The sequence below is a fragment of the Vulcanococcus sp. DEBay_Sum22DG08_74 genome, assembly GCF_017852955.1.
GTDB lineage: Bacteria > Cyanobacteriota > Cyanobacteriia > PCC-6307 > Cyanobiaceae > Vulcanococcus.
Genome location: NZ_JAFMKL010000066.1, coordinates 1 through 9,392, shown reverse-complemented (window position 1 = coordinate 9,392; position 9,392 = coordinate 1). Strand labels below are relative to the sequence as shown.

The window sequence follows — 9,392 nt, the reverse complement described above, 5'->3', positions numbered from 1 at the left end:
GCCGGGGCGTAGCGCAGCTTGGTAGCGCACCACTTTGGGGTAGTGGGGGTCGTGGGTTCAAATCCCGCCGCTCCGATTTGATCACCGGCAACTTCCGCCAAAACCACCTCCCCCAGAGGTGGTTTTTTTGTGTTTGGTCCAAAAAGCTGAGGCTTTACGCCCTCGAATCGGACTCCAGTCGCGTGTGCACGTGATACCCCTGCAGCCAACGGTTCACCCTGGGACGCAATCCCGGCGGCACCTCCTCCAGAAGCTGCGACAACTCCAGCGCAGCCAAACGATGGAGTTCGCGCACATCCACATGCCAGAGGGCTTCTGCTTCGCGAATTAAGCGGGCCCAGGTGCGGCTGCGCTGCCAGCGCTGAACCTTGCTCAGGGCGCAGGGCCTAGAGGGATGACCGCGAGCATGCACAGACATGGAACTGACCAGAGCTCACCCACCACGATGGAGAGAAGGCTCAGCTGCTCCTTGAAATGAGTGGATCCGCTTCCTCTTGTTGAAGCAAATCAGGCGCTGCGCAATTCCGCAGCCTCATCGACCGGAACGACAGGGAAGGGCAATAGGGCCACCTCGCGGTCAGACAGGCGCCGGCTCCAGGCTCCGCTCACCGGTTGATTCCAGCGGAAGCCCGCCTCGCGGGCCTTATGGCGTTCTTCATAGGAGAGACGAGCGCGGTAGAGGCGGCGCGGCTCCATCGCCTGGAGAAGGAGGTCCTCCAAGTCCTCGCAACGCTCAAAGACCTGCGCCAGGTAGATGCAATCGGTGAGGGCCCGATGGGCCGCCCAAACCGGCACGCCATAGGCCAAGGCCAGATCACGCACCGAGGGCGTGGACCGCAGCTGACGCTCCTGGGGCCAGCGAATGTCCTCCATGGAGCAAAGCCAGGGCTTGCTGAGTGCCGGCAGGGAGCCCAGACCAAACCACTGCTGATCGAAGGCGGCGTTATGGGCCAGGAGGACGTCAGCGGCCTCAACCATGGCCTCGAAGCAGGCCAGACCCGCCTGCCATGGCTGAGGGCGTTGCGTCAGGGCCGGGGCGATGCCATTCACCGCTTCAGCGGCATTGCTGGTGCAAGGCATCAAAAACGAAACCTGGCTCAACACCGAGCGATCCGGCACCGAAAAAAGAACCGCACCGACCTCAATGCAGCGATGCTCCGCCGGGGAGAGGCCGGTGGTCTCCGTGTCGAGGATCAACAGCAGCTCGGGGCCACTGGGACCAGAGAGACGCGCGGCAGGCGATGGCTCAGGTGCCTCAGCCCGGTCGGCAACAACAGCCGTCTCCGCAGCAGGCTCCGGCGCAGGCTCAGGCACGACTGGCGCCGCGGCGGATCCACTGACCAGGCTGAGCAGATCCACCTGCTCCCAGCCAGCACGGGGCTGTTGTTCGTCCATCTCCGCGTCGCCCCTGGTCATCCCCACCTCTGCAGTCGCCCCATAATCCCAGCCCTGGCCAGCCCCTCCCTAGGGTTTGCGCAGCTCTTGTACCGGCCTTGGCCCAAGCCCTGAAAAGCGGTGATCGCGCTCCCCTGATCGCGCTGCAGGATCAGAACGGCGTGGAGCGCCGCAGCGATCAACTCGCGGGCAAGGCTCTGGTGCTGTTCTTCTATCCCAAGGACGACACCCCTGGCTGCACCATGGAGGCCTGCGCCTTCCGCGATAGCTATGCCGACCTGCAGGCCTTAGGGGCGGAGGTCTGGGGCGTCAGTGGCGACAACGCCAGCAGTCATCAGCGCTTTGCCAGCCGCCACAACCTGCCCTATCCCCTGCTGGTGGATCAAAACAACCAGCTGCGCAAGGCCTTTGGGGTGCCCGGCGTCCTTGGACTGCTGCCGGGCCGCGTGACCTACGTGATCGACGCGAGCGGGGTCGTTCGTCACGTGTTCAACAACCTGCTGGATGGCCCGGCCCATCGCCGTGAAGCCCTGGACTGCCTCAAGCGCCTTCAGGCCGCATGAGCTGGCGCCAGCGCGGAAGCCTCTGGTGCTGGACCCCTCCCCAACCGCGGGGGCTGATCGAGTTCATTGGCGGCAGCTATCTCGCTGCGACGCCGCAGATCAGCTATCGGCGGCTTCTCGAGGCCTTGGCGCGCCGGGGCATGGCCATCCACGCCTGGAGCTATGTACCCGGCTTTGACCATCAGGCACAGGCCAATGACGCCTGGAGGACCTTCCGCCAGCGCAGGGACCCCGATCAGCCCCCGCCGCTGAGGCTGGGCCACAGCCTGGGCTGCAAGCTGCACCTGTTGGCACCCGATAACGGTCGAGGCTGCAGCGGCCTGGCAGCGATGAGCTTCAACAACTTCTCCGCCGAGCGCAGTGTTCCACTGCTCGCCGAGCTCGGAGGAGCCCTCGGGGTCACGAGCGAGTTCAGCCCCTCCCCCGAGGAGACCCTGCGGCTGATCGCCAAAAATTACAGACAAGCCAACAACCTGCTGGTGCGCTTCAAAAGCGACCAACTGGACCAGAGCCCTCGGCTCCTGCAGGTACTTCAAAACCGAAGCCAGGACAGCACCCGCTTGCTCGAGCGGGCCGGAGATCACCTCACCCCAGCCAGCGCAGGACTCCGTCAGAACCTGCTCGGGGGTTGGGCTGATGATCCAGCCCGGCAGAGGGAACTGGATCAACTGGCCGATCAGCTGCTGCAGTGGTGGACGAGCCCGGATCAGACCCGCAGCTGATCAAGAACGGAGCGATCCTCCAGGGTTGAGGTGTCACCGCTGACCTCCTGACCGGCGGCGAGGGAGCGCAGGATCCGGCGCATGATCTTGCCGCTGCGGGTCTTCGGTAGGGCGTCGCTGAACTTGATCACATCTGGGCGGGCAATCGGACCGATCTCCTTGCCCACATGGCTGCGCAGTTCGGCCACCAAGGCGTCATCACCACTGCGGCCGGCCTCAAGGGTCACAAACGCAACGATGCCCTCACCCTTGAGGTCATCCGGGCGACCCACCACAGCGGATTCCGCCACGGCGGGATGACTGACCAGAGCACTTTCAATTTCCATCGTCCCCAGACGGTGGCCACTGACGTTGATCACGTCGTCGACCCGGCCCATCACCCAGAAGTAACCGTCGGCATCGCGGCGGGCGCCGTCTCCGGCGAAGTAGATGTGGGAGCCATCGGCCGGGCGAATCTCCTCCCAGTAGCTCTTACGGAAACGGTCAGGATCGCCGTGGACCGTGCGCATCATTCCCGGCCAGGGACGACGCACCGCGAGGTAGCCACCTTGATCCGCTCCTTGGGAGTTGCCGTCGTGGTCGACGATGTCGGCTTGGATGCCGGGGAGTGGAAGGGTCGCCGAGCCTGGCTTGGTCGGCGTCGCCCCAGGAAGGGGGCTGATCATCACCCCACCGGTCTCCGTCTGCCACCAGGTGTCGACGATCGGGCAGCGACCACCGCCGATCACATCGCGATACCAGATCCAGGCCTCTGGATTGATCGGCTCCCCCACGGTGCCGAGGATCCGCAGGGAGCTCATGTCGTACTGATCCGGCACCTCCCGGCCGCTCTTCATGAAGGCGCGGATCGCCGTGGGCGCCGTATAGAAGATGGTGCAACGGTGTTTCTGGATCAGCTCCCAGAAGGCCCCGGGGTTGCTGGGGCGAGGGGCCCCTTCGTACATCACCGTCGTCGCGCCATTGGAGAGAGGGCCGTAGACGATGTAGCTGTGGCCGGTGATCCAGCCCACATCCGCTGTACACCAGTGGACGTCGTCTTCGCGGATGTCGAAGATCCACTGGAAGGTCAGGTGAGCCCAGAGGTTGTAGCCAGCCGTGGTGTGAACTACCCCCTTGGGCTTACCGGTGGAACCGGAGGTGTAGAGGACGAAGAGGCGGTCCTCGCTCTCCATCGGCTCCGCCGCACAATCGCTGCTCTGACCATCCACGAGCTCATGCCACCAGTGGTCACGACCGGACTCCATGGCACAGCCCGAATCGATGCGCTGGACGACCAGAACCTTCTCCACACTCGGAGCACCACCCTTTGCCGCAAGCGCTTCATCCACGGCGGGCTTGAGGGGAACCGGCTTGTCCTTGCGGAAGCCCCCATCCGCCGTCACAACGAGCTTGACCTGACCATCGATCAGGCGATCGCGCAGCGCATCGGCGGAGAAACCACCAAAGACCACGGAATGGGGCGCACCAATACGGGCACAGGCCAACATCGCGATGGCGGCCTCCGGAACCATCGGCATGTACAGAGCCACCAAGTCGCCCTTACCAACGCCAAGGGCCTTCAGGGCATTGGCCGCTTTGCAGACTTCCGCGTGCAGTTCGCGGTAGCTGAAGCGCCGCACATCACCCGGTTCCCCCTCCCAGATCAGGGCCGTCTTGTCGGCCCGGGGACCATCGAGATGGCGATCCAGGCAGTTAAACGACAGGTTGGTTTGCCCCCCTTCAAACCAGCGGGCAAAGGGTGGGTTACTCCAGTCGAGGACCGTCTCGAACGGCTTAAACCAATGCAGCTCCCGCCGAGCCGCTTCACCCCAGAACCCATCGGGATCGGCTTCAGCTTGGGCGGCCAGGTCCCGGTAGGCCTGCAAGGAGCCGATCCGAGCGGATGCCGACAGGGCGGCCGGTGGATCAAACACCCGCGCCTCATTGAGCACCGACTCAATCCCGGTCTCAGCCATGGCCCATCGACAACGCAATGGAGCCATTCAAGCGAGGAAAAAGGCTGCTCTGAAGCGCTGTAACGCTGTTGCAGGGTTCAGGATGGGGACATGGCTCATCCCGCCGCCTGCCTGTTTGACCTGGACGGGCTGCTGCTCGACACCGAACCCCTGCATGCGCAGGCCTGGCAGCAGGCGGCCCATCACTTCGGACGCCCCCTGGCCGATCCAGAACTGATGCAACTGCGGGGACGCCGGCGCCTGGATTGCGCTGAGCAGGTGCGTGAGTGGATCCGCGCGAGCCAGCTGCTGGTTCCAAGCGTTGATGAGCTGTTGGCCATTCGCCAGCCCATTGCCGAGGCCCTCTTGATTCAGGCGCCACCCATGGCAGGCGCCCAGGCGCTGATCCGTCGCTGCCTGGAGTTGGGGCTACCGATGGCCCTGGCCACTAGCAGCTCAAAAGAGGCGGTGAACTTGAAAGCCAAGCCCCACCCTTGGCTGGCGGCCATTGAAGAACGGGTCCACGGAGACGACCCTGAGCTCAGACGCGGCAAACCGCATCCAGATGTCTTTCAGCTCGCCGCCCAGCGACTTGGGGTGAATTGCAAGGACAGCTGGGCCTTCGAGGATTCACCGGCAGGGGCCCATGCAGCCCTCGCTGCGGGCTGCCGCGTGTTCGTCGTGCCTGCACCGGATGCAGACCCAGTGCTCTACCCAGCCCAAATCACTGACAGGATCAGCTCCCTCGACCAGGTCTTACCGCTGCTGAACTGAAGCTCAGTACAACCGGCTCAGCACGAATTCCGGCAGTTCAAGCAGGGCCGTACGGCAATCCGACGGGGGCAGGAAGCTCAGGGCCTCGTAGGCCTCATTCGCAAACGTTTCCGCCAGGGTGCGGGAGCGCTGGATGGCCTCGCTGCCGCGGACCAACTCCAGGGCTTGAGCCAGATCCCCGTCTTGGTTGAACTCGCGCTCAATCAAGCCCGCCAAGGCAGGACGTTCCTCCAATGCATAGAGGGCAGGGGCCGTCAGGTAGCCACTGGCTAGGTCACTGGCCGCGGGCTTGCCGAGCTGTTGGTCGCTGCCAGTGAAATCGAGGATGTCATCGACCACTTGGAAGGCCAATCCGAGCTGGCGGCCGAAGCGATAGAGGCAATCGAGTTGGTCCTCCGGCAGACCGCTGAGCACGCCAGCCGCGCGGGCGCTGTTGGCAATCAGGGACGCCGTCTTGCAGTAGCTCTTTTCGAGATAGGTCTCGAAGCTCTGGCCGGTGTCATAGCGGTAAAGCCCTTGCTTCACCTCACCGTCGGCGAGATCCATGATCACGCGCGAGAGCAGCTTGACCACCTCAAGGTTGTCGAGGTTGGCCAGGTGCCAGCTGGCCTGGGCGAAGAGAAAATCGCCAGCAAGAACCGCAACCCGGTGGTTGAAACGGCTGTGGACCGTATCGACGCCCCGTCGGGTGGAGGCTTCATCCACCACATCGTCGTGAACGAGTGAGGCGGTGTGGATCATCTCGGTGATCTCGGCCAGCCGGCGATGGCGGCTCGTGAGCTCACCCTGGGGCGCGAGTGCCCTTGAAATCAGGAGAACGATGCCGGGGCGCAACCGTTTGCCACCGGCGCTGAAGAGGTGTTCCGCAGCGGCCTGAAGAATCGGGTGCCCAGCACCGATCAGACTGCGGAGATCACTCAGCAGAGCCTCGAGATCGGACTCGACGGGCTGTAGCAGCTCTGCAACGGTGGCCATGACCCCCAGCGGTGGGGAGATCCTAGAAGGCGCCTGCCTCCGACCGCTGCCTAAGCGGGGGTCAGACAGCGGGTTTGATCGGGTCCGAACTGCCAGATCAGTGCCTGACTGGCGCTGCTCACCCCCACCAGACGCGAAAGGGCCCGATTGAAGGCCAAGGGATCGGCCGTTGTGGCGAAGCGCGGCGCCAAGACCCCGGCTGAATCCATGGCCAGCAGCCCGGCCTGGCCGAGCACATCGGCGAGATGGCGCGCAACGGCAGGCGCTGGATCCAGGACCGCCATCGCTGGTCCCACCAGGCGGCGAATGGACTCGATCACGAAGGGGTAGTGGGTGCAGCCCAGAACAATCGTGTCGGCACCAGCGTCCAGCATCGGCTGGAGGTAGCCCATCAAGCGGGCATCACAATCCGGGCCCTCAAGATCCCCCTGCTCGACCAACTCAGCCAGGCCCACACAAACCTGCTCCACCACCTGCACCGCTGTGGCGTAACGCCCAACGGTGGCGCGATAGAGCTGACCTTGAAAGGTGGCCGGTGTCGCCATCACCCCCACCACCCCGGAACGGGTGAGCTGAACAGCAGGCTTCACTGCCGGCTCCAGGCCAAGGATGGGCAGCTGGGGAAAGCGCTGCCGCAGGGGCTCCAGTGCCACCGCCGATGCGGTGTTGCAGGCCACCACAATCGCCTTGCAGCCCTGGGCGACGAGATAGTCCGCAATTCCCAGGCTGTTGGCCTGAATCTCGTCAGCGGAGCGATGGCCGTAGGGGACATTCGCCTGATCGGCGACATAAAGAAGCGACTCCGACGGCAAGGCGTGAACCACCTGCCGCCAGATGCTTAAACCACCAACGCCGGAATCAAAGAGACCGATGGGGGCCCCGCTCATGGATAAGCCACGAGGTAGTTGAGGATGCCCATAGCGATAGCAACGGCCAGGCGCCGCCGGAAAGTCGGATCGGCCAAACGGGGAGCATCCAGCTGCCCGGTCACAAAGCCCATTTCGACAAGGGCCGCGGGCATCACCGTGCGGCGAATCACAAAGAAGCGGCCGGAGCGGGCACCACGATCCGGGGTTCCAGGCGAAGCCGCCAGCATTTGGTTCTGCAGCGATTGAGCCAGGCTCAAAGAGCGGCCACCTTGGAAATAGAAGGTCTCAATGCCATTGACGTCCGGCCGGTCCATGCGCAGAGCGTTGGCGTGAATGCTCACAAAAACATCGGCTCGGTTGTTGTTCGCCAAAGCCACCCGGGGGGGCAGATCCACATCCACTTCCGAGGAGCGGGTGAGCAGGACTCGAACGCCTTTGGCCTGAAGGATCTGAGCCACCTGGAGGCTCACATCCAGAACGACATCGGTCTCACGCAGATTGTTGATCCCAATCGCCCCAGGGTCCGGTCCGCCGTGGCCTGGATCGAGCACCACGGTGTAGCGCCCTTGGGGAACCGAGGGGAGATCCCCCAGCTTGGGAATCGGACCGCGCGGAAGCTGCAAGGAGGGAGGGGGAAGCGCCCGCCAACTGGGGCCCTGGGGCCGTTCAAGGCTGCCCTCTCCAATGGCCCGAAGCCCGCGGACGCTGGGGCCAAAGTCCATCGACCAGCGATCGACATCGGTGCCGACCAACTTGATCTGGCGGGGATCGAGACGTGTGCCCGGCTGGAACTCAATGACCAGACGGGTGGCGTTATCGGTGGGTCGGCCAATCCGAACCTCCCGAATCGCGCCATTGCCAACCAGGGTTCTGGACCGTTGAGGCGCACCGGGTAGATCCACCCAAATGCGAGGGCCAACAGCGCCATTGCCGTCCTCAAAAAAGGCCTGGAGACGGGTGGCCGGCGGCGTCCGCAGCTCCAGGACACCGTCCCGACTAATCCCCCAGGCCGAGAGGGCACTCCACGCCCTCGCCGGCAGGGCGGAGAGGATCGTGACGCAGGGAAGCAACAGGGCAAACCCAAGACGGGACAACCGCCTGACTTGGTGTTGCAGCGTCAGCAACGACACAACTCTCGCCTTAAAAGAGCGCTGGCTTGCGGTGCTGAAGGCTCGGCATCTGGGCCTGGATCCGCTGGCGATGGCCCACATCGATCGGTGCAACGGCCTGGCCCACCGAGGTCCCGGCATCGGAGAGCACGGTGCCCCAGGGATCGATCACCAGGGCGTGGCCATGGGTTTGGCGACGACCGCCGTGATGGCCCGTTTGTGCCGGTGCGACCACATAGGCGGTGTTTTCAATCGCCCGGGCCTGCAGCAGGACATTCCAGTGATCCTTGCCGGTAAAAGCTGTGAAGGCCGCCGGGATGAAGAGCAGATCAGCACCCTCAGCCGCCAGGTGCCGGTAGAGCTCAGGGAAACGAACGTCGTAGCAAATGGAGAGTCCAACGCGGCACAGGCCAGGAACCTCGACGACAGGCGGCAGCGTGTTGCCGGGCTGAACCGTTGCTGACTCCTGATAGGTATTGCCGTCGGGCAGATCGACGTCAAAGAGGTGGATCTTGTCGTAGGTGGCCAGTATTTGACCGTCCTTGGCCACGAGCTGGGCACGATTGCTGGTCAGACTGGCCCCCGCCGGCACCGGGTAACCACCACCCATCAGGGTCACCTGGTAGCGGCGCGCCATGGTGATGAGGAAGCGCTGCGCTTGCTCTGCAATGAGCGCGGCCTGCTCGAGGCGCTGGCTGTCCTCACCCATGAAGGCGAAGTTCTCCGGCAGGCCAACCAACTCGGCACCGCGGCGAACGGCCAGCTCAATCTGCTCTTCAGCGGCGGCGAAATTGGCGGTGAGATCAGCGCTGCTGTTGAGCTGGATTGCCGACGCCAGAAAGCTTGTCAACGCTGGAGTTTTGCCACCGCGGCCACTGTAAGGGGATCAAGCGGCCTGCAACACCCCTGGGCTGGTTTGGGTGGGAACCATGGTCATCGTGTCGACGGCCGCGCAACAGGCGAAATCGGCGTCATGGTTACCCAGACCGATCAGACGCTTGCCATGGCTTGCGGCCCGCAGGCAGGTTTCGGTGTCATGGCGCCATTGCTG

At 64.0% G+C, this 9,392-nt stretch carries 11 protein-coding genes and 1 tRNA gene; 4 read left to right on the top strand and 8 right to left on the bottom strand.

Annotation, left to right across the window (positions count from 1 at the left end; all coding sequences use genetic code 11):
- Positions 1-2: 2 nt before the first annotated feature.
- A tRNA-Pro gene (locus tag QZ184_RS08035) sits at positions 3-76 on the top strand.
- A gap of 78 nt (positions 77-154) precedes the next feature.
- Here QZ184_RS08035 and QZ184_RS08030 read toward each other — a convergent pair.
- On the bottom strand, positions 155-418 hold the full coding sequence (locus QZ184_RS08030) for a hypothetical protein (protein ID WP_296418966.1): 264 nt from the start codon (positions 416-418) through the stop codon (positions 155-157).
- Between the two features lie 89 nt (positions 419-507).
- On the bottom strand, positions 508-1,416 hold the full coding sequence (locus tag QZ184_RS08025; RefSeq protein ID WP_296418964.1) for a 3'-5' exonuclease: 909 nt from the start codon (positions 1,414-1,416) through the stop codon (positions 508-510).
- A 77-nt stretch (positions 1,417-1,493) separates the two neighbouring features.
- On the opposite strand from QZ184_RS08025, the gene QZ184_RS08020 reads away from it, so the two are divergent.
- Both QZ184_RS08020 and QZ184_RS08015 read left to right on the top strand, forming a co-directional pair.
- Positions 1,494-1,958, top strand: a complete 465-nt coding sequence (locus QZ184_RS08020; RefSeq protein WP_247478151.1) for a peroxiredoxin — start codon at positions 1,494-1,496, stop codon at positions 1,956-1,958.
- Entirely contained in the window at positions 1,955-2,680 is a 726-nt protein-coding gene (locus tag QZ184_RS08015; protein WP_296418962.1) for a DUF1350 family protein, read from the top strand. The genes QZ184_RS08020 and QZ184_RS08015 overlap by 4 nt, the downstream gene beginning before the upstream one ends.
- On the opposite strand, the gene acs is transcribed toward QZ184_RS08015, so the two are convergent.
- Positions 2,665-4,635, bottom strand: coding sequence for an acetate--CoA ligase (gene acs / locus QZ184_RS08010; protein ID WP_296415867.1), 1,971 nt, complete (start codon positions 4,633-4,635; stop codon positions 2,665-2,667). The genes QZ184_RS08015 and acs overlap by 16 nt on opposite strands.
- Before the next feature lie 90 nt (positions 4,636-4,725).
- On the opposite strand from acs, the gene QZ184_RS08005 reads away from it, so the two are divergent.
- A complete protein-coding gene (locus QZ184_RS08005) occupies positions 4,726-5,388 on the top strand; it encodes an HAD family phosphatase (protein WP_296415868.1) in 663 nt (220 codons plus the stop codon).
- 3 nt (positions 5,389-5,391) lie between these two features.
- Here the strand turns inward: QZ184_RS08005 and sds are convergent, their stop codons facing one another.
- The 5 genes from sds to QZ184_RS07980 all read right to left on the bottom strand — a co-directional run.
- Positions 5,392-6,363, bottom strand: coding sequence for a solanesyl diphosphate synthase (gene sds / locus QZ184_RS08000; protein ID WP_010316792.1), 972 nt, complete (start codon positions 6,361-6,363; stop codon positions 5,392-5,394).
- Positions 6,364-6,413: 50 nt separating this feature from the next.
- Positions 6,414-7,250, bottom strand: a complete 837-nt coding sequence (gene murI / locus QZ184_RS07995) for a glutamate racemase (protein WP_296418958.1) — start codon at positions 7,248-7,250, stop codon at positions 6,414-6,416.
- On the bottom strand, positions 7,247-8,326 hold the full coding sequence (locus QZ184_RS07990) for an N-acetylmuramoyl-L-alanine amidase (protein ID WP_296418956.1): 1,080 nt from the start codon (positions 8,324-8,326) through the stop codon (positions 7,247-7,249). The genes murI and QZ184_RS07990 overlap by 4 nt, the downstream gene beginning before the upstream one ends.
- Before the next feature lie 46 nt (positions 8,327-8,372).
- Positions 8,373-9,191 (bottom strand): carbon-nitrogen hydrolase family protein, encoded by an 819-nt coding sequence (locus QZ184_RS07985; protein ID WP_296418954.1) that lies wholly within the window; start codon positions 9,189-9,191, stop codon positions 8,373-8,375.
- 36 nt (positions 9,192-9,227) lie between these two features.
- Positions 9,228-9,392, bottom strand: a 165-nt coding sequence (locus QZ184_RS07980; RefSeq protein ID WP_296418968.1) for a 2-phosphosulfolactate phosphatase, incomplete at its 5' end; no start/stop codon positions are given.